The 23,178-nt window shown below is 65.6% G+C and carries 21 protein-coding genes and 1 tRNA gene; 14 read left to right on the forward strand and 8 right to left on the reverse strand.

Annotated elements, in window-relative coordinates:
- Positions 1-105: 105 nt before the first annotated feature.
- Positions 106-585, forward strand: coding sequence for a hypothetical protein (locus tag B7R93_RS08225; protein ID WP_232798199.1), 480 nt, complete (start codon positions 106-108; stop codon positions 583-585).
- 78 nt (positions 586-663) lie between these two features.
- Here B7R93_RS08225 and B7R93_RS08230 read toward each other — a convergent pair whose 3' ends face one another.
- The gene (locus tag B7R93_RS08230) at positions 664-1,062 is read right to left on the reverse strand and encodes a RidA family protein (protein ID WP_103020308.1); all 399 of its coding nucleotides are present in this window, start codon (positions 1,060-1,062) and stop codon (positions 664-666) included.
- A 247-nt stretch (positions 1,063-1,309) separates the two neighbouring features.
- On the opposite strand from B7R93_RS08230, the gene mnmA reads away from it, so the two are divergent.
- From mnmA to B7R93_RS08245, 3 genes are all read left to right on the forward strand, one after another.
- On the forward strand, positions 1,310-2,461 hold the full coding sequence (gene mnmA, locus B7R93_RS08235; RefSeq protein WP_103020309.1) for a tRNA 2-thiouridine(34) synthase MnmA: 1,152 nt from the start codon (positions 1,310-1,312) through the stop codon (positions 2,459-2,461).
- 217 nt (positions 2,462-2,678) lie between these two features.
- The gene (locus B7R93_RS08240; RefSeq protein ID WP_103020310.1) at positions 2,679-4,112 is read left to right on the forward strand and encodes an RtcB family protein; all 1,434 of its coding nucleotides are present in this window, start codon (positions 2,679-2,681) and stop codon (positions 4,110-4,112) included.
- A gap of 255 nt (positions 4,113-4,367) precedes the next feature.
- Positions 4,368-5,108, forward strand: a complete 741-nt coding sequence (locus B7R93_RS08245) for a response regulator transcription factor (protein WP_103020311.1) — start codon at positions 4,368-4,370, stop codon at positions 5,106-5,108.
- A gap of 105 nt (positions 5,109-5,213) precedes the next feature.
- Here the strand turns inward: B7R93_RS08245 and B7R93_RS08250 are convergent, their stop codons facing one another.
- Positions 5,214-5,924 (reverse strand): response regulator transcription factor, encoded by a 711-nt coding sequence (locus tag B7R93_RS08250; RefSeq protein WP_103020312.1) that lies wholly within the window; start codon positions 5,922-5,924, stop codon positions 5,214-5,216.
- A gap of 516 nt (positions 5,925-6,440) precedes the next feature.
- On the opposite strand from B7R93_RS08250, the gene B7R93_RS08255 reads away from it, so the two are divergent.
- Entirely contained in the window at positions 6,441-7,511 is a 1,071-nt protein-coding gene (locus B7R93_RS08255; protein ID WP_103020313.1) for a M42 family metallopeptidase, read from the forward strand.
- Between the two features lie 51 nt (positions 7,512-7,562).
- Here B7R93_RS08255 and B7R93_RS08260 read toward each other — a convergent pair whose 3' ends face one another.
- Positions 7,563-8,921, reverse strand: coding sequence for a class II 3-deoxy-7-phosphoheptulonate synthase (locus B7R93_RS08260; RefSeq protein WP_103020314.1), 1,359 nt, complete (start codon positions 8,919-8,921; stop codon positions 7,563-7,565).
- Between the two features lie 192 nt (positions 8,922-9,113).
- Here B7R93_RS08260 and B7R93_RS08265 point away from each other — a divergent pair, with 192 nt between their 5' ends.
- The gene (locus B7R93_RS08265; protein WP_103020631.1) at positions 9,114-9,842 is read left to right on the forward strand and encodes a response regulator transcription factor; all 729 of its coding nucleotides are present in this window, start codon (positions 9,114-9,116) and stop codon (positions 9,840-9,842) included.
- 226 nt (positions 9,843-10,068) lie between these two features.
- A complete protein-coding gene (locus B7R93_RS08270; protein ID WP_103020315.1) occupies positions 10,069-11,544 on the forward strand; it encodes a sensor histidine kinase in 1,476 nt (491 codons plus the stop codon).
- A gap of 89 nt (positions 11,545-11,633) precedes the next feature.
- On the opposite strand, the gene B7R93_RS08275 is transcribed toward B7R93_RS08270, so the two are convergent.
- Positions 11,634-13,139, reverse strand: coding sequence for a carboxypeptidase M32 (locus tag B7R93_RS08275; protein WP_103020316.1), 1,506 nt, complete (start codon positions 13,137-13,139; stop codon positions 11,634-11,636).
- 212 nt (positions 13,140-13,351) lie between these two features.
- Here B7R93_RS08275 and B7R93_RS08280 point away from each other — a divergent pair, with 212 nt between their 5' ends.
- The 6 genes from B7R93_RS08280 (at position 13,352) to B7R93_RS08305 (ending at position 19,560) form a co-directional block, all read left to right on the forward strand.
- Positions 13,352-13,654 carry a hypothetical protein gene (locus B7R93_RS08280; protein ID WP_103020317.1) on the forward strand — a complete coding sequence of 101 codons (303 nt, stop codon included), beginning with the start codon at positions 13,352-13,354 and terminating at the stop codon, positions 13,652-13,654.
- 81 nt (positions 13,655-13,735) lie between these two features.
- Positions 13,736-15,244 (forward strand): DUF5687 family protein, encoded by a 1,509-nt coding sequence (locus B7R93_RS08285; protein WP_232798200.1) that lies wholly within the window; start codon positions 13,736-13,738, stop codon positions 15,242-15,244.
- Positions 15,245-15,310: 66 nt separating this feature from the next.
- A complete protein-coding gene (locus B7R93_RS08290; RefSeq protein ID WP_103020318.1) occupies positions 15,311-16,045 on the forward strand; it encodes an ATP-binding cassette domain-containing protein in 735 nt (244 codons plus the stop codon).
- Positions 16,046-16,095: 50 nt separating this feature from the next.
- Positions 16,096-17,595 (forward strand): DUF5687 family protein, encoded by a 1,500-nt coding sequence (locus tag B7R93_RS08295; RefSeq protein ID WP_103020319.1) that lies wholly within the window; start codon positions 16,096-16,098, stop codon positions 17,593-17,595.
- Positions 17,596-17,670: 75 nt separating this feature from the next.
- Positions 17,671-19,146, forward strand: a complete 1,476-nt coding sequence (locus B7R93_RS08300; protein WP_103020320.1) for a DUF5687 family protein — start codon at positions 17,671-17,673, stop codon at positions 19,144-19,146.
- A gap of 15 nt (positions 19,147-19,161) precedes the next feature.
- Positions 19,162-19,560, forward strand: a complete 399-nt coding sequence (locus B7R93_RS08305; RefSeq protein ID WP_103020321.1) for a CHY zinc finger protein — start codon at positions 19,162-19,164, stop codon at positions 19,558-19,560.
- A 123-nt stretch (positions 19,561-19,683) separates the two neighbouring features.
- Here the strand turns inward: B7R93_RS08305 and B7R93_RS08310 are convergent, their stop codons facing one another.
- Together B7R93_RS08310 and B7R93_RS08315 are read right to left on the reverse strand one after the other, a co-directional pair.
- The gene (locus B7R93_RS08310; RefSeq protein WP_103020322.1) at positions 19,684-21,195 is read right to left on the reverse strand and encodes an ABC transporter permease/substrate-binding protein; all 1,512 of its coding nucleotides are present in this window, start codon (positions 21,193-21,195) and stop codon (positions 19,684-19,686) included.
- Between the two features lie 21 nt (positions 21,196-21,216).
- Positions 21,217-21,966: an ATP-binding cassette domain-containing protein gene (locus B7R93_RS08315; protein ID WP_103020323.1), complete on the reverse strand. Its 750-nt coding sequence runs from the start codon at positions 21,964-21,966 to the stop codon at positions 21,217-21,219.
- 131 nt (positions 21,967-22,097) lie between these two features.
- Here B7R93_RS08315 and B7R93_RS08320 point away from each other — a divergent pair.
- Positions 22,098-22,170: transfer RNA gene (locus tag B7R93_RS08320), tRNA-Thr, on the forward strand.
- 85 nt (positions 22,171-22,255) lie between these two features.
- Here the strand turns inward: B7R93_RS08320 and B7R93_RS08325 are convergent.
- Together B7R93_RS08325 and B7R93_RS08330 are read right to left on the reverse strand one after the other, a co-directional pair.
- Positions 22,256-22,477, reverse strand: coding sequence for a helix-turn-helix domain-containing protein (locus B7R93_RS08325; RefSeq protein ID WP_103020324.1), 222 nt, complete (start codon positions 22,475-22,477; stop codon positions 22,256-22,258).
- A gap of 29 nt (positions 22,478-22,506) precedes the next feature.
- A complete protein-coding gene (locus B7R93_RS08330) occupies positions 22,507-22,935 on the reverse strand; it encodes a SpoIIAA family protein (RefSeq protein WP_103020325.1) in 429 nt (142 codons plus the stop codon).
- Positions 22,936-23,178: the final 243 nt, after the last annotated feature.

Consider the following 23,178-nt stretch of genomic DNA (forward strand, 5'->3'; position numbering starts at 1 on the left):
CCTGCGTTTTCTGCCAGGCCCTTACAGCCGACCTTCTGCGTCATGACCAGCGCCGCGCACACTCTACTTCGGGGATCCCTGCTCATCGTTCTGATGGCCGGAGGGATGGTTTGGACCAGCTGTGACCTTGCGTCGGGGGACAGCACGGCCATCCTAAATGCGAACTCAACCTTTCCCCCGACCGTCCGGCACCGGTTTGAGTACGCAGAGGAAGATGTCGTTGAGGGAGACGTGGCGGTCGAGTCGGAGGTTCAGTCGGACGACCTCGACGCCATTCTGTCCCGCAACGGATTCAGCCGGCGCGACGTGATCAATGCCCGGGTCGACAGCGTGCGGATCGAACGGGTGTCCGCCCCGTCGCTGAGGAACGTGGAGCTGTTTTTGGGAAGGGACGGTCCCCGCGTCGCCAGCGTTCAATTTCCGTCGGAGGGCCGGTCCACGATCGTCGACGACACGCGCAGGACGGTTGTCCGGGCGGTGCAAGATGGTGCAGAAGGGCTCGACGGCCGGTTTGAGCTCGAGACCCCCGGGGCCGGAGTGGTCCGGGCCCGGGTTTACTACCGGCTCGAGGTAGAGGGCGTGTAGGGGGGCCGCAGGAGCTGTTTGGGGATGGATGAGTCGCCGGGGGGCTACAGAACGTCCGCCAAACAGCTTCTCAAGGCGCTACCGGATGGCAATGCAGGAGATCTCGACCCGTGCGTTGCGGGGCAGTTCTGCGACCTGTATGGCCTGCCGGGCCGGGGGCTGTTCGTTGAAGTACCGCGCGTACACCTCGTTGATCTGCGCGTAGTCGTTCATGTCGGTGACGAAAACCTCGCACCGCACCACGTTCTCAAACGACATGCTCGCGGCTTTGAGGACGGCCCCAACATTTTCGAGCACGCGCTCGGTTTCTGCCTCAATCGCCCCGTCGATCATGCTGTCGGTGTCCGGGTCAATTGCAATCTGGCCCGAGACGTACAGCCGGTCGTCAACGAGGACGCCCTGGCTGTACGGGCCGATGGCCGCGGGGGCGAGTGGAGTCGTGACGGTACTACGAGACGCAGAGGTCGACGTGGACATAGGATACGGGTCGGGGGCAGTTGGGAAAAGCAACGTCCCTAAACCTCCGTTTCCCCAAGATGCGGTACAAGCAAATATTTTCTGAAGACCCATTTCCGTCCGGGACGGTCGAAAAATGAGGGCCGTCGGGGCGGAAGTGGGGCCCAATGTAAACCTACAGACAGATCAGGAACGCCTGTCCGGGCAGAGCGGTTCATACGTTGTACTGCAAGCTATATTACCAGCTCCCCAACTCACTTTCCAGGTCATGAGCGAGAAGGGACGTGTGCTCGTCGCCATGAGTGGCGGCGTCGACTCCTCGGTGACGGCTGTTCTGCTCAAGGAGCGTGGCTACGACGTGGTGGGCCTCACCATGAAGACGTGGGACTATTCGACCAGCGGGGGGACGGAGGGCAAAGAGGTGGGCTGTTGCTCCATCGAGTCGATGAACGACGCCCGTGTGGTGGCGACGAAGCACGGCTTTCCGCACTTCGTCGTTGACCTCCGGGAGGAATTTGGGGACTGGGTGATTGAGCGATTCACTGACGAGTATCTCTCGGGCCGTACGCCCAACCCCTGCGTGCTCTGCAACACCCACATCAAGTGGGATGCCCTGCTGCAGCGGGCCGACGACCTGGACTGCGAGCACATTGCCACGGGCCACTACGCCAACGTGCGCTACGACGATGAACGGGGGCGCTACCTCCTGAGCCGCGGGCTCGACCGCAACAAGGACCAGAGCTATGCGCTCTGGGGACTGCCGCAGGAGCACCTCGCCCGGTCCATCTTTCCGCTCGGGGCGTACGAGAAGCCAGAGATCCGCGAGATGGCCGCGGAGTTTGGCCTCGACAATGTGGCCGACAAGCCCGACTCCTACGAGATTTGCTTCATTCCGGACAACGACTACCCCCGCTTTTTGAAAGACCGTGTGGATGGGCTCACGGAAGAGGTGAGCGGCGGCACGTTCGTGCTCAGTGACGGCACCGTCGTGGGAGAGCACGACGGCTATCCGTTCTACACCGTCGGCCAGCGTCGAGGGCTTGACCTTGCGCTCGGCGAGCGGGTCTACGTCACCGACATCGATCCCGAGACGAATACGATCACGGTAGGGCCGAAGGAGGAGCTCATGGAGCAGACCCTGACGGCCCACGAGATTAACCTCGTGAAGTACCCCGAGATTGAAGAGGAGCGCTCGGCCTGGGGCACCATCCGCTACAACGACGATGGGGCGGGGTGCCTTGCGTGGCAGCCGGACGCGGACACCCTGAAGGTCGCCTTTGCCGAGCCGAAACGCGCCATCACGCCGGGGCAAAGTCTCGTGCTGTACGAGGACGACGACGTGCTCGGTGGGGGATGGATCCACGAGGTGGGCAGTGCCGAGGCCGACACGGCGGAGCGGGGGGCCGAAGCGCCGGTGTAGGCCCGTCCCTGCCGAGGCACCGTCTGTGTGGGCGGACGGGGCGGAGCCTCCCCCCTGCGTGTTCCGAAGAAAGAGGCACAGCAGCCTACAGAATTGGGGACGGGTGGAACACTGAATTTCGCCCCCTGGTTCAATTTTCGCTCATTCATGTTTCAAAAACAACAAGACGCGGCGTTCCGGACGGCAGCCCGTCTCGGAGCGCGCGAGCCCCCAGTCTATGGAACGCACGGACCTGACGCGGATCGACGAGTTCACATGGGAAATCCCCCAGTCGTTCCAGGAAGCGATGCGGGTGCCCGTGCGCATCCTTGCCAGTGAGAACCTCATCGACGAGATTCTTGAGCGAAAGGCCATCGAGCAGGCCATCCGCACCTCTATGCTCTCTGGGCTGGTGGGGCACCTGGTGGTGATGCCCGATGTTTACAGTGGGCAGGGCGCCCCGGTCGGCATCGTGGCCGTGTCGAAATGGCCGGTGGGCACCATCGCACCCGGCGCCATTGGGCACGACATCAACGCGGGCGTTCGGCTGCTGGGGTCGGACATCAAGGTGGAGGAGGCGGAGGGCAACTTCGATGCCCTCGCCGATGCCCTGACGAATCACATCCCAAGTGGGACGGACGCGGAGGGCTCCATCTCACTCAACAAGAGCGAGGTCGACCACGTCGCCCAGTCTGGGGCCCAGTGGGCCCTGCGCAAGGACATGGCGCAGCAGGACGACCTCGTCCGGGCGGAGGAGGGAGGACGTCTTAACGAGGCGGATCCGAAGAAGGTGAGTGAGGCGGCCCGGTCGCTTGGGGCGCAGCAGCTCGGCACGCTCGGGGGCGGGGAGCACTTCATTGAGATTCACTCCGTGGAGGAGGTCTTCAACCGCGCAGCGGCCGTCACGATGGGGCTGAAGGAGGGCACCCTCGTTGCTCAGGTTCACTGCGGCTCCCGCGGGTACGGCCGTCAGGTCTGTGCCGACTACATCGAGCGGTTTCAGGAAGTGGCGCCGTCGTACGACATCGATCCGCCGGATCCCAGCCTGGCGTCGGTGCCGCTCGATTCGAGCGAGGCCGAAGACTACATGGGGGCCATGCGGGCGGCCGCGAACTACGCCTACGCCAACCGACAGGTGTTGGCCCACCGCGTCCGCGAGGTCTTCGATGGGCTTCTCGAAGAGGGGGCCGGCCAACGGCTCAAGACGGTGTACGACGTGGCCCACAACCTGGGGCAGGTGGAGATGCATCAGGTCGACGGCAAGCACATGCGCTGCTACGTGCACCGCAAGGGAGCGGCGCGCGCCTTCGGGCCCGGTACGCCCGGCATCTCGCTTCCGTACCGCGCCCTTGGGCAGCCGGTCCTGGTGCCCGGAAGCATGGGCGAGACTTCATGGGTCATGCTGGCCACCCGGGATGCCATGCAGAAGAGCTTCGGCTCGGCCTGTCACGGGGCCGGGCGGACAATGAGCCGCCACGAAGCGAACCACCAGGCCGAACCGGTGCCGCTCGACGGAGAGGGGGATGGCGTTGCCGTCCGGTCCGCCGACGGCTCGGCTCCCGCTGGGGTGCAGCTGAAAGAGAACATCGGCGGTGTCGTGGAGACGGTGGCCGGGTCCCGGCTCGCCGGCAAGGTGGCGCGGCTGGAGCCCCTCGCGGTCATGCACGGCTGACGTCCTGCACGTTCCCGTGCGGACCAACGGGCGTTTCCCGCGCGTGCCCCTTGGCTGTTCCCATAGGCCTCGTTCGGGCCTGCGACGGCCGATGAGACTTCGGAGACAATCGAGGGGATGTGAATCTGTTGAACCAGTCCCTCTTGTTGCGAAAGGGTAATAGGACGCGGCGCCTGATCCGAAGCGCATCGCGCTCCGCGTTGTATGAACCGGCGACATCCGTTCCGATCTTCCCCCACGTAGCTTTCCGTTCCCATGTCCGACTCCGATCCCGAAGGCCCGTCTCTCCTCGTCGTTGAGGATGACAGCGAGCTTAGCACGAGTCTGCTGCTTTATCTGGAATCTGAGGGCTACGAGGTGACGCTTGCCGAGACCGGGGAGACGGCCCTCCAGGAGGCCACGCGGCTGCCGGGGTACGACCTCATCGTCCTCGACGCGAAGCTGCCGGACCTCAGCGGCTTCGAGGTGCTCCGACAGTCCCGTGACGACGGCGTCCGCACGCCGGTGCTCATGCTCACGGGCCTCGGCGACCACGAGCACAAGATGCGGGGCTTTCAGGTCGGGGCCGACGACTACCTCACGAAGCCGTTCGAGACGGAGGAGTTTGTGGCCCGGATCGACGTGCTGCTTCGGCGGGAGGCGGAGGCGACCGATGAAACCGGGACGTTTCGGGTCGGGGGCCTCCACATAAACCTCGAGGAAGATGAGGTCGCGCGGGACGGAGAGCCCGTCGACCTGACCGATCTGGAGTACAAACTGCTTGCGTACCTGCTGCGCCGCCGTGGCCGCACGGCCACCCGTGAGCAGATTCTCCGCGACGTTTGGGACCTGCCCACCGAGGTTGAGACGCGCACCATCGACCGGCACGTCAATGCTCTTCGGGATGTGATGGATGGGGAGGGAGAAGATGCGTGGCCCATCCAGAGCGTCTACGGCATTGGGTACAAGCTGGAGGGGGCCGAGCGGACGACGGAGTCCGAGCAGGAGGCGGCGTAATACCAGAGGTCGGCAGGCCTTCCGAGACGTCTCAGAGCCATCCGGTGCATGGTGATCCCTCGCAACTGGTATAAGTAGCCGTGCCGGAGCACTCGTCCGGACGGGCTACTCGTCGTCGAACCGGTAGCCAATGCCGTAGACCGTCTCGATGTAGGTGGGATCGGACGGGTCCGGCTCGATCTTCTTGCGAACAGAAGCCATGTGGCGGTCGATCGTTCGTGTGATGATGTTTTCGTCGATGCCCCAGACGTCCCGAAGCAGCTGCTTGCGCGTGACGGTCCGGCCCTTGTGCTGGATGAGGTAACGGAGGATGTCGAATTCCAGGGCTGTGAAGTTCAACTCGTCGCCGCCCCGGCGCGCCTCGTGGGTCGAAAAATTAACCTCTACCTCCCCGACCTCGTACACGTCCATCGGGGCCTCGGCGGGCGGCATCGTGCGCTGGAGAATGGCCTTCACCCGGGCCGCCAGCTCTTCCACGTTGAACGGCTTGGTGACGTAGTCGTCCGCCCCAAGGCCGAATCCTTTCAGCTTCGACTCCTGCTCGCCCCGGGCCGTGATCATGAGAATGGGGGCACTGAAGCCCATCTCCTGGGAGGCCTCGAGCACCTCGAAGCCGTCTTTCTCGGGGAGCATCACATCAAGGAGGACAACATCGCACTGGTCCATGTCCTTCATCTTCTGAAGGGCCCCCTCCCCGTCCTCGGCCGTGTCTACCTCGTAGTCTTCAAGCTCGAAGTATTCTTCGAGCCCCATGAGGATGTCGGTGTCGTCCTCCACAATCAGCATGTGGTAGGTGCGGTCCGTTGTTGTCGGCATGGTTGGCGGGATGGATGAACGGGAGAAGGAGAAATTGCGACGGCGATATGCAAGAAACGGGTATAACATAGCTCCTTCTTTTCGTTTTGGTCCCGGGGCAGAGGCCGAGGCTGTGACGCTCGAGTTGGAAACCGCCGGGCCTTCCGGGATTTGACGTGCCTGCCGCACCGCACCACGCGACAAACATCTCGTGACGGGGCGTCCCGAGCGTCAGTGAAGGATCTTTTCGGACGAAGCGGCGGCGTTTTGGAGGTGCGCCCTGGATGTAGGCCGCCGCGCCCCCCTGCTTTTTGCTGGCGTCGGACGGGGCCGCTCTGAAAGCACGTCGCGACGCGCAGGACGCACCGGTCGCAGGCGTCTTCGGAGTGGTCGATCCCGAGACGATTGATCAGACCATCCCCCGGTAAAAAATCTGTCGTGTGGAGAGGGGCTGGACACTGCACGGGGACGTTCCGTATAGAAACACAACGCCTGACCCGACGCCCACAATTTTGTTGATCTACTTCCCCCCTCCGCATGACTGACGACGCGCAATCCTTCTTCTTCGACCTTCTCGACACCCCGAGCCCGACCGGCTTCGAAGCCCCCGGCCAGCGCGTGTGGACCGAGCACGTGCGCGACCACGCCGATGCGGTGGAGACCGACGCGTACGGAACGGCCTGGGCCCGCCTGGAGGGCACGGCCGATGAGGCCCCCAGCGTCATGCTCGACGCGCACGCCGATGAGATTGGGTTCATGGTGCGCCACATCACCGACGACGGCTTTATTTACATCAACCGCATCGGGGGCTCGGACCGCGCCATCGCACGCGGGCTGCGCGTGCGCATCTTGGGAGAGGACGGGCCGGTGACCGGCGTGGTGGGCAACACGGCCATCCACATCCGCGACACCAAGAACGAGACGGTGCCCAAGGTGCACGAGCTGTTCGTGGACATTGGGGCCGAGGACGAGGAGGAGGTGCACGACCGGGGCGTTCGGGTGGGGCGCCCGATGGTGTTTGACGTGGGCCCGACCGAGCTGACCGACACCCGTCTCACCGCTCGGGCCATCGACAACCGCCTCGGGGGCTTCATCCTTGCACAGGCCGTGGCACGGCTCGCCGAAGACCGTCCGGCGTGGCAGGTGCAGGCGGCCAACTCGGTCCAGGAAGAAATTGGGGGACACGGAGCGAAGATGATCACGCACCGCCTCAATCCCGATGCCGCCATTGCGTTCGACGTGACGCACGCCACCGACTCGCCGGGCATCAACAGCAACAAGCACGGAGACGTTGCGCTTGGGGACGGGCCGACCGTGACCCACGGCACGTCCAACCACCCGCAGCTCGTCGAGCGCGTCGTCGAGGTGGCCGACGCGGAGGACCTTCCACTCCAGCACGAGCCGAGCAGCCGCCGCACCGGCACCGATACCGACTCGATCTTCAAAACACGCAGCGGCGTACCGAGCGTGCTCCTGTCCGTGCCGATTCGCTACATGCACTCGACCGTGGAGGTGGTCGACACCGAGGACATCGAGCACTGCGTGCAGCTCTACGCGGCGCTCGTGCGCTCCCTCGGGGCGGACGAGGAGTTTGGTGTCTCGCTGTAGTGGATACTGCTGCAGTGGGTACTGCAGTGGTCCGTGGGGGCGGGCGCTCCGCTACTCGTGCAGCCGCCGGTACTTGCGGACGATGCTGAAGGCCATCTCCAGGGACTGCTCGTAGTTGAGTCGTGGGTCGACGTGCGACTCGTAGGCGCGCCCGAGGTCGGCCTCGCTCAGGCCGCGCGCGCCGCCGATGCACTCGGTCACGTTCTTGCCGGTGAGCTCGAAGTGCACCCCGCCCAGACGCGAGCCCTCCGCCGCGTGGACGTCGAGGGCCTGCTCCAGCTCGCCGAGGATGTTGTCGAAGTGGCGCGTCTTGGTGCCGTCGTCGGTCGTTTCGGTGTTGCCGTGCATCGGGTCGGCGATCCAGAGGACCGACTGGCCGGTGGCCTGCACCGCCTCGACGAGGCGGGGGAGCCGGTCGCCAATCGTGTCGGCCCCGAGGCGGGAGATGAGCGTAAGCTTGCCCGGCTCGTCGTCGGGATCCAGGGTGCGGACCAGCGTCTTGAGCTTGGTGGGCGTCATGTCCGGCCCCACCTTCAGGCCCACGGGGTTTTCGATGCCGCGCGCGTACTCCACGTGGGCACTCTCGATCTGATTGGTGCGCTTGCCCACCCAGGGCAGGTGCGTGCCGAGGTTGTAGATGCCGTCTTTGTGCGGGACGGAGCGGGAGAGCGCCTCTTCGTAGGGCAGCAGCAGTGCCTCGTGGCTCGTGTAGAACGTGACGCTCTCAAGGGAGTCGAGCTCCTGCTCGGTCACGGCCTCGACGAAGTCGATCGTGTCCCCGATCGCGTCGACGAGGGCGTGGTACTCCTCCGCGAGCGGCGAGTGGTCCATGAAGTCGAGGTCCCAGTACTCCGGGTGTCGGAGGTCGGCAAAGCCGCCCTCGGAAAGGGCCCGGACCAGGTTGAGGGTGAGGGAGGAGCTGGAGTAGGCCTCCACCATCCGCTTCGGGGCTGGGCGGCGCGCCTCCGCCGAAAATTCAGGCCCGTTGATGATGTCGCCCCGGTAGCTGGGGAGCGTGGTCCCGTCGCGTGTCTCGGTGTCTGAGGAGCGCGGCTTGGCGTACTGCCCCGCGAAGCGCCCCACCCGTACGATGCTGGTGTGGAGCCCATAGGTGAGCACGAGGCTCATCTGCATCAAAATCTTGAGGCGGCCCGTAATGACGTCCGCCCGGCAGTTGCCGAACGACTCGGCGCACTCGCCACCCTGCAGGAGGAACCGGTCTCCCTGTGCGGCCCGGGCAATTTCTTGCTTCAGGTTCTCCACCTCCCAGGAGGTGACGAGGGGAGGAAGGGCCGAGACATGGGCGAGCTTCTCCTCCAGCGCCGCTTCGTCGGGATACGTGGGCTGCTGAAGGGCGTCGTGTTCGCGCCAAGAGCGAAGGGTCCAGTCCTGCGTAGCGGTCTGAGACATGGAGGGGGAATTTGTGCAAGAGACAATCGTACGCCCTACGAGCCGTCCATCGTACACGTTTCCGGGGCCCGGGCAGTGACGCAGGTCGCGCGCGAGGGGGACAATCATTGGCGCCGGGGCTCCGTAACAGTGCATCCGGCCTGCACGACAGACGTAAACGAGGCGTCATTCTGCGAACTACTGATTGCCCCCGTGACCACCGCCACCGACAAGCACATTCTGCTCGTTGAGGACGACGACGACATTGCGGATTTGCTAACGCTGCACCTCACCGACGACGGGCACGCGGTCGAAAAGGTGAGCGACGGGGACGAAGGGCTGGAGCGCGCCCTCCAGGACGAGTACGACCTTATCATTCTGGACATCATGCTGCCCGGTACCGACGGGTTCGACATTTGCCGCCGGCTGCGCCAAGAGAGGTGCCCGACGCCCATTCTGATGGTAACCGCCAAGACCGAAGAGGTCGACAAGGTATTGGGCCTGGAGCTGGGGGCCGACGACTACATCACCAAGCCCTTTAGCATCCGCGAGGTGCTGGCCCGGGTCAAGGCCCTTTTCCGGCGGGTAGAGGTCGATCAGGAGGCCCAGGGGCAGGGCGCCGAGTCCCCGATTGAGCTCGGAGGGGTCGTGATTGAGCCGGAGAAGCGCAAGGTAGTCGTCGACCAGGAGGCCATCGACCTCACGAGCAAAGAGTTCGAGCTGCTTCTCCTGTTCGCCCGCAATCCCGGGCGTGCCTTCAGCCGCGACGAGCTGCTCGAGGAGGTGTGGGGCTACCAGTACAGCGGCTACAGCCACACGGTCAATACCCACATCAACCGCCTCCGCAACAAGATTGAACCGACCCCCTCCGAGCCGCAGTACGTGAAGACCGTGTGGGGGGTGGGCTACCGCTTCGCCGAGCCGGAGGAGCTCGGGGCGTAGTTCGGTGGACGGTTCGCACTGAGCGTTTGTGCGATACCCGAAATCGTGACCTCATGCGTCGGCGCTCCGTTCGCTCCGACGCGGGAACGCGGGGAACAGGCGACGCAACGAGAAAACTTCTCCGCGTCTCCCCTTTCTCGTGTCCTTCACAGGACAGTCACAGGACAGAATGTGCGTTGGGAATCCGGAACACGAATGCCCTCACGCATCACACCCCCTCCGTCCCATGCTCAACAGCTTCTACGCCAAGCTGAGTGTACTCTTCCTCGTGCTGATCGTCGGGGTTGGGGTCATTCTCGCTACCCTCGGGGTGCGGGCCGCCCGGCAGTATGCCAGCGAGGTGGAGCAGAAGCTCAACCGCACCCTGGCGGAAGAGATGGTGCCTCGCTTCGAGCCGCACCTGAAGGACCGCATCGACACGGAGGCGATCGAGGCCACGATCCAGGACATGACGGGGATCAACCGCCGCATCGAGATTTATCTGCTGGAGCGTGACGGGGCCCTGAAGGCCTCCTTCGCCGTGCCCGACACGCAGATTGAGCAGCGCCGCGTCGATCTGGCCCCTGTGCAACGGTTCATGGAGGGCGGCGACCTGCCCATCCGGGGCGACGATCCGATGAGGGCCGGGACGAAGACGCCGTTCTCGGCCGCCCACATCGAAATCATGGGCCGGAAGGGGTGCTACCTCTACGTGCTTCTGGGGAGCGAGCAGTACGCCTCGGTGGCCGGCATGGTGGGGGAGAGCTACATCCTGCAGACGGCACTCTGGGGCCTGGGCCTCATCGTGCTGGTGACGGCCGGTGTGGGCCTGTTGCTCTTCCGGCGCCTCACGCAGCGCCTGCGCGGGATGCAGGACGTGGTGGCCGACTTCGAGAAGGGCGCGTTTGACCGCCGAATGACGGTCACCTCGAACGACGAGATCGGTCGGCTTGGCAACTGCTTTAACCGCATGGCCGATAACCTGGAGGCGACGATGGAGGAGTTACGCCAGGCCGACCGCATGCGGCGCGAGCTGGTGGCCAACGTGTCGCATGACCTGCGCAGCCCCATCGCGTCGATTCAGGGCTACCTGGAAACCGTTCACATGAAGGACGGCGACCTTGCCCCCGAGGAGCGTCAGCGCTACGTCACGACGGCACTCCAAAACACGAAGCGCCTCAACACGCTCGTGAGTGAGCTCTTTGAGCTGTCGAAGCTGGAGACGAAGCAGATTGATCCGACCCTTGAGTCGTTTCCCATCGCCGAGCTCGTGCAGGACGTGGTGATGCAGTACGACCCTCAGGCCGAGGAGCAGGGCGTGGGCCTGGAGGCGGAGCTGCCGGAGCGCCACGTCCGGGTGGAGGCCGACATTGGCCTCGTCGAGCGGGCCCTGTCCAACCTCATCGACAACGCCATCCACTACACGCCGGCGGACGGGATGGTGCGCGTGCGCCTCGAAAATGAACAGGGCGAGGTCCGTGTGGACGTGGAAGACACGGGGCCCGGCATTCCGGAAGACGATCTGCCGCACATCTTTGAGCGGTTCTACCGGGTCGACAAGAGCCGGGATCGAGACCGGGGCGGGGCGGGCCTCGGCCTCGCCATCGCCAAGACGATCCTGGAGCTTCACGGTTCTACCCTGGAGGTGGAAAGCACGGTGGGGACGGGAACGACCTTCCGCTTCTGGCTGCCCGTAAAGGCAAGGGCGGAATCGCGAGCGTAGCGCTGTCCCTGCGCGCAGCTGGGCCGAGCTGTCGACCCCCGGTCTTCGGAGAGGACTCGTGGCCTATGGCAGATGGCCCCGGGCCGCCCCTACGTCAGGTCGTAGATGTCCCCGAACTTGTCGCGGGCGTACCGGAGCCACGGGGCGGCGGAGAGGGAGGCGCCCGTGGCCCGGTCGAGGAGGTCGGGCGCCGTCAGGATGCGGCCGTGCTGGTGGACGTGCGTGCGAAGCCAGTCGAGCAGCGGGGCAAAGTCACCGTCGGCAATGTGTGCCCGCAGGTCCGGCCGGTCGTCCACGATGGCGTCCATGAGCTGGGCGGCCGTGAGGGTGCCGAGCGTGTAGGTGGGAAAGTAGCCGAACGCGCCCTGCGACCAGTGCACGTCCTGCAGCACGCCGTTCGCGTCCGATGACGGCGTCACGCCGAGGGAGTCGTCCATTGCGGCGTTCCAGCGCTCCGGCAGGTCGTTGATGGACACCGAGCCCTCGATGAGCCCACGTTCCAGTTCGAAGCGGAGCATCACGTGCAGGTGGTAGGTCACCTCGTCGGCCTCTACGCGGATGAGGGACGGTGCCACCCGGTTGATCGCGCGGTAGAACGGTTCCAGGGCCGCGTCGCCAAGGGCGTCGGGGAAGTGGTCCTGGAGTTGTGGCAGGTAGTGACGCCAGAACGAGCGGCTGCGGCCCACGTGGTTTTCCCAAAGGCGGGCCTGCGACTCGTGGGTACTGAGCGCGGTGCCGTCGCCGAGCGGCGTGCGGGCGAGCGACGGGGCGATGCCCTGTTCGTACAGGCCGTGCCCGGCCTCGTGGATCGTGGAGAAGAGGGCGGAGGCGACGTTCGCCTCGTCGTAGCGCGTGGTGAGGCGCACGTCGTCCGGCGAGAAGGCGGTGGTGAAGGGATGGGCCGAGACGTCCTGCCGCCCGTGGTTGAAGTCGTACCCGAGGTCCTCAATCACCGAGCGCCCGAATTCCTGCTGTGCGGACTGCGGATAGGTCCCCCGCAGAAGTTCGTCGTCAACCTGTGGCGCGTCGTCGATGGTGTCGACCAAGGGGATGAGGTCGTCCCGGAGCGTGTCGAAGAGCGCCTCGACCTCGGCGGTGGTGCGCCCCGGCTCGTACGCCGTGAGCAGCGCGTCGTAGGGCTCGTCTGCGTATCCGATGGCTTCTGCCTTCTCGACCGAGAGCTCCACGAGGTTCTCCAGGTGCGGGGCGAACCGGGCAAAGTCGTCGTTCTGCCGAGCCTGGGTCCACGCCTGCTGGGCCTGCGATTTGGCCTTCGACAGCTCCGCGACGAGCGCCGACGGGACGCGTACCGCTCGCTCATAGTCGCGCCGCGTCACACGGACGAGGGCCGCGTTCGGATCGATCGGGTCGGCGTCGCTCACGGCGTCGGCCGCCCGGTCGAGCAGCTCCCCGGTCTCGTCGGCCCCAAAGCGCTCGTGGGCGGTGGACTGGAGGGTCGAGAGCTGTTGTGCTCGGGCCTCTGCGCCGCCGTCCGGCATGTTTGTCTCCTGGTCCCATCGGAGCACCGCGGCGGCGGCCTTCAGGTCTTCGATGGGGGCAAGGTGGTCGCGAAGGGCCTCGAGAGGGTCGGACATGAAGGAGCGGAATTGTTGGCAGGAACAGCCCTAGAGAAATGGCTGAGCGGTATCGAGGTGTCAGGGGCGTGGGGAAAATGGGGCGAATTGGATTGTGAGAACGTAGACACGAGGAAAAATGGCCCGCTTCATCCGAAACATTGGAGCATTGTGAAATATAGACCTCGTGGTTGACCCTGCTGCCTCCACAAAGCAAGCCGCCTCAGCCCCCGATGCCGAACACGGTCCCCGAACGGCACGACATTGATTTCTGGAGCTCTCATCCCATCAACTGGCCCGCGATCTGGGCAGTCAACGCGTTGGTGGTGGTCGTCATCGGCCTCAGCCTCTGGGTCGGTGATTACTCCGGGGCCGCAAGCCTCGCCGGAATCGGGATCGGGGGAGGGGGCTTCGTGTGGTCCAGAGTGCTGGAGCAGTGGGACGCAGAGGGAGAGGCATGGTGGCGCCGTGCGGGCTTCGTCGTGTTCGGAGTGGTGATCCTCTACCAGGTCTTCTCGCTCGTCCAGCTCTGGTGAGAAGAGGACGGCGACGGCCCGCGGAAAGCAACGTTGGAGCGGGCTGACGGCCTTGTTCGTTCGGGTCCGGGGTCGATGGTCATGATGCCCTTCTGGAAGATTCTTCGCCACCGCCTGCGTGCCTATCGGCGAGTCCCCTTCTTCGGGCGCCGTGCCCTCTCGCTTCTCCTGCGCGGCTTTCTGGCGCTGTACCTGGGCGGGGGGCTTGTGCTCTTTGGTCTCTTCTTCGACGACCTGGTGCGGGCGGTCGCGCCGGGGGCCGATCCGCTGCTCGTGGCGAGTCAGGGGCTCCTGCCGTTTGCCCTCGTCTACGCCGCGGTGCGCGTGTTCGTGGAGTCGGGCGTTGGCGTGGACCTACGGCCCTACTTGCCGCTGCCCCTCCGCCGGTCCGTCCTTGCTGGTGTGGCGGCCGTCCTGGCTCTGCTTAGCCTGTGGAACGCGGTGCCGCTGGCGTTCGTGGCGACGGTCTGCGTGGAGGCGGCGCTAGGCGGGGCCCTGGGGCCTGCGCTGCGATTTGGGCTCGTGAGCATGGGGGTGCTGGCGGCGGTGACCTACGCCGTGCCGATGCTGCGCCAGACTGTTCAAGGCCGACCGGTGCTTGCCGCCGTGGCCCTGCTGCTCGCCGTAGGAGCCGCCGCGCTCGAATGGGTCGATGCGGCGGGTGGACTCGCGTCGCTGCTCGATGTGTCGGGGTGGCTACTGGGTGGGGCGGTGGCCGGTCGAACAGTACCTATCGCCGCGACGACTCTCTTGATTGGAGGTGTTGGGACTTGGTATGTCCGATGGGTGCAGGGGGAAATGGTGTTGGACTGCGGCACGCAGCCGACGATTCTTCCGGGGGCGTCGAGCACTCGTCTCGATCAACTGGCGCGGCGTGGGCCGGCCTGGCAGGAAGCCGTGTTGCAGGTGCGGCGCTACCTCCGCAACAAACAGCTTCGGGTGTCGATCTTCGTGCTGCCGGTGATGGTCGGGTCACTCGCCGTCGTTGGGTACGCAACGGACTCGGTCGCGGAGCTACACTCTGGGCTCATCCACCTTCTGGTTGTTGGACTCTTCGGGACGGGACATCATATCATTCAGGGCGGCCCCAATCTGTTCAGTTACGAGGGGGAGCAGTTAGACGCCCTCCAGTCCCGCCCTGTCTCCATCCAGGACCGGATGCAAGGCCGATGGGTGTTTCTGGCCCTCGGCGCCCTCGTCCCATTCGCGTTGCCCTTGCCGGTCATGCTTTGGACGTGGAGTCCGTTCGTCATCTTCCACACGGCGTTCTTCCTGTACAACATCGGGGTCGTGGCGCCGGTCATGCTGGCGGCCTCGGCGTTCACCCGAACACCTGTCGACCCGAATCAGCATTCGATGGCGATCAGTCCGGGGATGGCAGTGGTACGTGCTGCACTTATGCTTCCTGCCCTCGGCCTTCCGGTCCTGCTGCTGTTTCTTCTGGACGACCTAGTCTTGTCGCTTGGACTTATCGGTGGACTCGGTCTCCTCTCGGCAGCAGCCGCGCCTCTCTGGCGCCGCGTCCTGGTCGCGCTCTACCGCCGCAACCGGCACGCCATGATGCGCGGCTTCCGCACCTCTCGTTCATAAGCGATTGCTTCATGGGCGACTGCTTCGTAAGCGACTGCTCTTTCTCTCATCACCTTGCCTACACCGATGCGCCTCACCACCGACGCCCTCACGAAGCGCTACGACGAGTTCGAGCTCTCCATCCCTGACTTTGAGATCGAGCCGGGAACGGCGGTCGGCCTTGTCGGCAACAACGGCGCGGGCAAGACGACCTTTCTCCGACTCGCCCTTGACCTGATTCGGGCCGATGATGGAGAGGTGATGCTGGATGGCGACGTCGTGGCCGACGTGTTCGACTGGAAAACACGCACAGGCTCCTACCTCGGTCCCTCGTTCCTGATCGACTTCCTGACGCCGGACGAGTACTGGCACTTCGTGTGGCAGACCTACGACCTCGATGAGGCGACGGTCAATGAGCGGCTGGCGCGTTTTGAGGACTTCTACGTCGACGAGCCGATCGGAGACACCACGAAATACATCTGCGACCTCTCGACCGGTAACAAGAACAAGGCGGGCCTCGTGGCGGCCCTGCTGCCGGAGCCGGACCTGCTCGTGTTCGACGAGCCGTTCGCGAGCCTCGACCCGCGTTCGCAGATTCAGCTCAAGGAGATCCTGCAGGCGCGGCGGGGCGACGCGACGATGCTCGTCTCCAGTCACGACCTCGGCCACGTGACCGACGTGAGCGACCGGATTGCAATTCTGGAGGGCGGGGAGATCGTGCGCGACGAGCCGACGGACCCAGACACGCTGGAGGACCTGAGGACTTACTTCGCCGAGGCGATCCGGCCGAAGGAGACCGGGCCCGCCGACGCGGAGGCGTAGGGTAGTGATGTCGATGCTCCTCGACTTTTTTGAACGGTGTCCTTCCCGACATGCGCGCTCTTCGGATCCTGTTGCGGCACCGCGTAACGCGCTGGCTGCGCGACCCGTCGTGGGGGACCGGCACGGTGGCGGGACAAATCGTCCTGCTCGGTCTGCTGCTGCTTCTGCTGGCGCCGCTCGGGCTGGGCAGCTACGTGCTGGGCGACGTGCTGCGGGAGCTGTACCCGGAGGCCGACGCGCTGCGGCTGATCAACGGCGGGATGCTGTACCTAGTGCCGGTGTTTACGGCGAGCCGATTCTTTCTTCAGGCACTCCCCTCGGAGCGGGGGGCTGCCTACACGACCCTACCGGTGTCGCAGACGGGCCTGCTCAACGGGCAGATTGCCTTGTCTCTGCTGTCGGTCCACACCGTCTTTGCGGTCGTCTTGGTCGGGCCGGTGTGGGCGGCCGAGGTTGCGACGGCCTGGCCTTCGCTCGGGGCCGCTGCCTGGCTCGCCATCGCCCTCCTGGCGACGGTAGTCCTTCCAAGCTACGGGGCGAACCTGTTGCACCTGCTGCTGGGGCGGTGGCCGTGGGGGTTTGTGGGCGCGCTGGCCGGGGTCGCGTTGGTTGTTGTGGTCGATGCCATGCTGGGCCCAGATCTCTTTCGCGGGCTCTCTCGGGGTGTGTTTGGCCGGCCGAGCGTCGGTGTGGTTGCGGCGGTTGGGGGCGTGGGGGGTATGCACGCCGCACTGCTGTGGGTGATGCGGCCACGGCTGGAGGTGGATCGGCGGGCGCGACAGCGAATCGGTGGGTCCTCGCGCCGCGGAGCGGCCTTCTACCGGTGGGTCGAGCGGACGCTGCCGATGGGCCGGCTCGTGGCGCTGGAGCTGCGGCAGATTGTCCGCACACGTCGGCTGCGGGGAATGATGCTGTACACGTCACTCGCCCTGGGGGCGATACACGGGTGGGGACTGATAATCGTCGTGTCGGGTGGGTCGATTGAGCCGTTCTACATTGTCTTGGCCTGCACGACCGGAATCGGCGGGGCTGCGCTGGGACTGGGGCCCGTCGTGTTTGGGGCTTCTTCGAGCTACGCCGATGTGTTGTTTGCGCATCCCCACCGCCTCGTAGCTGCCGTGCGAGCAAAGCTGATCGTCCTCTGGGCCGGCACGGTTCCGGGCACAGTGCTCCTCCTCGGCGTATGTGCAGGGCTGCCCGCTTCCAGAAGTGCGTTCTTCATTGCGAGCGTTTTCTGGTGGTGGGGCATCGTCGTTCCGGGGTTCGTGTGGATGGGAATGTATGCCCGAAAACCCGTCGATCTTTCGGCCTCTCACTTTTCGTTTCGAACCAGTAGTCTTCACGAGATCGGGGGGCTCCTTCTCGCGCTCGCGCCGATGTTTACCTTCGTCGACGCCACTGGGTACTGGTGGTCCACATCGGTGCTGCTGGGAGCACCCGGCCTGGTTGGTCTTCTTGCGTGCTACTGGATGCCACAGCTGCTGACCCGGCGCTTTCGTGCCCGTCGGCACGAGATGCTGGCGGGCTTCCGGGAGAACGAGCCGATCTGAGACGAGAACACACACGAGGTACGACCTCTCGACGCTTGAAGCTACAGACGCTTGATGCTACAGAGCTGATTCGTCATGACCCTTTTCGACGCGCTGCGCCACCAGTGGCGCCGCCGGACGCGATCACCAACCTGGGGCCGCAGCCTGATTGGCGCCCTGGTCCTCCTGCTGGCAGCCGGATATTTCGGCGTTCTCTTCGTCGCGCTCGGCTGGTTCTTTCCGGACATCGTGGCGGAAGTGGCCCTGGAGCGGAAACCGCTGCAACTGCTCAACGGTTTCTTGCTGCATGGAGCCGTGGGCCTCGTGCCGGCTCGATTTTTCCTGCAGCGGTCCGCGGGGAGCGACGTGCGGCCGTACCTGCACCTGCCCCTCCGCCGCCCGCAGATCGTTCGCCTCATGCAGGTGCTCTCGTCGCTCAGCCTGCTGAACCTGCTGCCCCTCCTCGTCCTTGCGGCGCTGTGGGGACGCACGGTGCTCCCGGCCACCTCGGCCGTGGGGGCAACGTACTGGGCCGTCGGGGCGCTCCTGCTGGTGGCCGCGACCCAGTTCCTGAACAGCCTCCTGCGGGCGGTGCGGGACCGGAATGCTGGGCTTGTGCTCGGCGCAGCGGGCCTCCTTGCGGTTCTGATCATAGGGAGCAACTGGACGGGAGCCGGCGTGCTGCGGTTGGCCTCGACGTGGCTTTTTGAGGGGCTGGCGGCAGGGCGGATCCTTCCGCTGACCCTGCTTTTCGCCGGGACGGGTGTCCTGGCTGGAGCGGCCCACCGGATGCTTCGGGGGCGGCTTTACAGCGTGTTGGGGGATGTGGACTCCCCCCGCACGCAGTCCACGGGGGTCCTCCGCGGGGTAGGACGCGGACAGGGCCGCATCGCGTCGCTGGCGTTGCTGGACCTGAAGCTCATCCTTCGCAACAAGCGCCCGCGCCAGATGCTTGGCGCTGGCCTCCTGGTCATCGGGCCGTTTCTCGGCATACTGCTGCTTGGGGAAGAGGTCCCTCCGATGAACGTCGTGCTTTTCGGCTTCGTGCTGAGCGGCTATCTGGGGCTGACCTACATGCAGTTCGGCTACGCCTGGCACGGGGCTCATTTTGATGGACTCCTCGCCCGGGCGGTGGCGCCGCGCTTGCTGGTGCAGGCGCAGGTTGTCACGTTCGTGGGACTGTGTATGGCCCCGCTGATGCTTATCGTGCCGGTCATTGCGGCCGTTCGTCCACAGCTGCTCGCGTCGCTCGGGAGTTTCTTTCTCTACAACGCCGGGGTCACTGCCCCTCTGTTCCTTGTCCTCGGAACGTGGGGCCGCACGGCCTTGAAGCTTGACCAGAGCACGTTCTTCAACTACCAGGGCACGTCCACCCATCACTTCCTCATGGTGTTGCCAGTCATGGGCCTGCCAATTGGGCTCGTGGTGGGGGTAGGACTGTCGCTAACGCTGCTCGTTGCCGCGGGGCTGGGCCTTCTTGGGCTCGTGACAGTGCCGCTCTGGACCCGCGGTGTGAGCAGGCTGCTCCGGCAGCAGCGCCACGCCATGGCGTCCGGCTTTCGCGACGAATAGTTCTTCTGCGCTCCGATGATGAACGACGACGCCCAGCCCAACCGATGGGGACCGCGGCGCACCACCCGCGCGCCCGGTCTCGATGATCGCTTCGACGTGCCCGTGCGCGGCGTGGAGGTGGGCCCCGAGACCCGGTGCGCGCATTACCACGGCCCCAGCGACATCATCGCGATTCGCTTTCCGTGCTGCGACGCATTCTACCCCTGCTTCGCGTGCCACGAGGACGCGACGGGCCACGAGGCGCGGCGATGGTCCTCAGATCAGTTCGACGAGGCCGCGGTCCTCTGCGGAGCCTGCCGGTCGGTCCTCCCCATCCGGCAGTACCTGGAGGCGGGGCCCACGTGCCCGACGTGCGGCGCAGCGTTCAACCCCGGCTGTGCCCGGCACCACGACCGCTACTTTGAGGTGCGTTGAGCCCCTGGGCGGACGTGCCCACGTTCGACGTTGCACCGTTGGCGCGTTAAGCAATCTCCTGTTCTCGCCGATGGTGACGCCCGGCGTGCAATTAGACGGTGCCGCGTGCAGTCCGCAAACGCATCACGACTGCATCGACCGCGGCAGCAGGCCGCGCTCCAGCCCCTCCAGCAGCGCCAGCGCGAGGATCGTGAGCACTGCCGCCGGCACCGTGCCCTCCAGAATGAGCCCCAGGTTGGCCCGCCGGATGCCGGTGAGGATGGGCTGGCCGTAGCCGCCCGCCCCGATGAGGGCCCCGAGCGTGGCCGCGCCGATGTTGATGATGACGGCGATCTTGATGCCGGCCAGGATGGACCGGCCCGCCAGGGGCAGCTCCACCCGCCACAGCTTCGCCGCGGCCGACAGCCCCAGCGCGTCGGCCGACTCCCGCAGCGGCCCCGAAATGCCCTTCAGGCCCGTGTACGTGGTCCACACGATCGGGAGGAGGCTGTAGAGGGCAAGGGCCGTCACTGCGGGCACGCGGCCCAGGCCGAGCGGCGGCACCATCATCGCCAGCAGCGCGAGTGCCGGGATCGTGTAGATGACGCCCACGACGACCAGGACGCCCGGGCCCAGGATCCGCCGCTTCGCGGCCACGATGCCCAGCGGGACACCAAACAGGATCGCGAGGCCGAGCGAGAGGCCGACGAGCACGAGGTGGTCGGCCGTGTACCGGCGCAGGCGCTCCGCCCGCGTGTCGGTCTCGGCCGTGGCGTTGAGGCCGAGCGACTGATTCAGGAAGTCGGCCGCCACGGTGGCCTCGTCCGTCTGGTCGATGTTGGACCGGGCGTTGAGCCGCTGCATCGTATCGGCCGGAATTTGGCCGGCGAGGCGCTTGAGGGCTGTGATGGCGGCGGGCGCCCGCGTCGCCAGGTCGCGCCGGTAGAGGAACACGGCCTCGTAGGCGGGGAAGTGGTCTTTCGTGTCCCGCAGGACGCGGAGGTCGTACTGTTCGATCTCGGCGTCGGTCGAGTAGAGGTCGATCACGTCGATCTCGCCGCTCTCGAGTCCCCGATAGGCAATGTCGTGGTCCAGCCCCCGGGCCGACTGCGGCAGGTCGTAGGCCCGCCGCAGGGAGGGCCAGCCGTCGGAGCGATCCATGAACTCGTTCGTGAAGCCGAGCCGGAGGTCGGGGTGGTCCCGCAGGTCGGCGATCGTCTCGACGCCGAGCGCCGCGGCCCGGTCGGCCCGCATGCCGAGGGCGTAGGTGTTGTTGAAGCCGAGGGGGGCGGTCATGGCGATGCCGTAGCGGGCCAGCGTGTCGGCCAGGGCGCCGGGGGCAACGTCCACGTCGGCGAGCAGCTCCTGACGGAGCGTCCCGGTGTACTCGGGATACGCGTCGATGTCGCCCCGCCGGAGGGCCTCCCACAGAAAGCGCGAGCCGCCCAGTTCCTCGCGGTGCGTGGCGGGCAGCCCCTCGGCCCGAATGAGGTGTGTGCCCATCCAGCCCAGGATGACGTTCTCGGTGAACTTCTTGGAGCCAAGGGTGAGGGTGGAATCCGTGCCCTGGCCGTATGCGGGGGCGACTGAGAGTGTCAGGAAAACGAGAAATGAGAGGAGGATGGATCGAGGGCTGAGACTCGCATTTTGAACCATCGGTGGGGCAGGGGGCTATGGTTACTCCTCAGCGTGCAGGTGCTCCAGCGGGGCACGCTGGGCCTGGATGAAGTCCGTAACGAACGGGGAGGCCGGGTCGCTGAGCAGGGTCTGCATCGTGCCGGACTGCTCGATGCGACCTTGGCGGAGGAGAACGATTCGGTCGCCGAAGAAGGCCGCCTCGCCAAGGTCGTGGGTAACGAAGACGACCGTCTTGCCGAGGCGTCGGAAGATGTCGCGCAGGTCGTCCTGCAGGTCGGCGCGGATCATGGGGTCGAGGGCGCCGAGGGGCTCGTCGAGGAGCAGCACGTCAGGGTCGAGCATGAGGGCGCGCATGAGGCTCACGCGCTGGCGCTGACCGCCGGAAAGCTCCGTGGGGTACTGCGCGAGGCGGTCCGGGTCGAGCTGGACGAGGCGGGTCAGCTCGTCGATCCGGGCGTTGATGCGGTCCGAAGACCAGCCGAGATGACGGGCCATCAGGGCCGCGTTGGCCCGGCCTGTGAGGTGGGGAAAGAGGCCGCCTTCCTGGATGACGTAGCCCATGCGACGGCGAAGGGCCCGGGCGTTGGACGGCGCGAGCCGGTCGTCCGCCACGGTGACCGTGCCTGTGTCCGGTCGAGTCAGGCCGATCATGAGCCGGAGCAGGGTCGACTTGCCACTGCCGGAGGGGCCGATGAGGAGGGTTGTCGCCTCGGACGCAGCGGTAAGAGTTACGTCCTGCACCGCGTAGGCGTCGCCGTAGCGCTTGGTAACGCCGTGGAGCTGAATCATCGCGCGTGGGACCCGGTGCCGAACACACGTCGTCCCCCAAACCGTTAATCAAACGTGAAAGTGCGGGCCGGCTGGGATCTTCGGTTACGGGCCGTTCGTGACTATGCGTCGAGAAAACAATGCCAGCGCAAGCCAACGTAGCTCAGCTGGCAGAGCAGTCCCCTCGTAAGGGACAGGTCACCGGTTCGAGTCCGGTCGTTGGCTCCTGACGTTCCATTCAGGCCTCCGCCGAAGCCCCGTTCTGTGCAACGGGGCTTTTTCTGTGGCCGTGGGCTCTCGCGGCGGCGATCTATGAGTGGGCGCGCACCCACTGGTCACCTGTGGTTGTGCAGCGCACGTGCCGTCCCGACACGTGTACGAGGTCGTGTTGGGCGAGACGCCGCACGGCGTCCTGCACCGCCCGGGGGCCCACGCCCACCGCTCGGGCGAGGTCGTAGAGGTCGGCGGTGTCCTCGGGCTGCATCGCCCGGAGCACGGCGGCCTCTGTGTCGGAGAGGTCGAGAGACGACATCGGGACAGGTCAGGGCAGTTTAGAAGATGCTATTCGTCCTCGTCCGAGAAGGAGGCTTCCGGGTCGGACGCGCTGCCAGGACCGACGCCGGGCACGTCCATGCCGCCGCGAATCCAGTTGAGCGCCTCTTCCTGGTCCGCCGCGTCGTAGGTCTGAATCGTCGACATTGGGAAGAGGGCCTCCGTCTTCTCCAGCCAGCGGTCCCACAGGTCGTCGCCCACGACGGCCACCTTGTCCACGTCGCTCAGGTAGCGAACGTCGAACGCCAAGTCTTCCCAGCGTTCCTCCGGGGCCCAGTCGTCCACGTCCTCCACTACAAGCAGTATGCGGGTCGTGATGTGGGCTGCAAATTGGTCTTCGAGGACTGAAGTGAACGCCTCGTAGTCCTCCTCTGTCAGCGTGTCGCTCAACGTGATGCCGACGAGGTTGGAATCGGGAAGGTCGAAAGTCTCGTGCATGAGCAACGATGGACCGTAATGAATGCGCAGCGAGAAGCCGGAATGTACGATGCACCGGCGTAACACGTCGACGTACGATGCGGGGCGCACACTGTTCAAGGACACTTGCAGAATCTCAAGAGTTTGGGATGCCGAGTCGGGAGTGTTCGCGGGAAGAACGAAACGGGTCTTCGTTGCCGGCATGCCGGAAGGCGCGCATCCATCTGTACAGCCGCCCTCCGCCATATGTCAAATTCCCCCGTT

The organism is Salinibacter altiplanensis (assembly GCF_002894645.1).
Lineage (GTDB): Bacteria > Bacteroidota > Rhodothermia > Rhodothermales > Salinibacteraceae > Salinibacter > Salinibacter altiplanensis.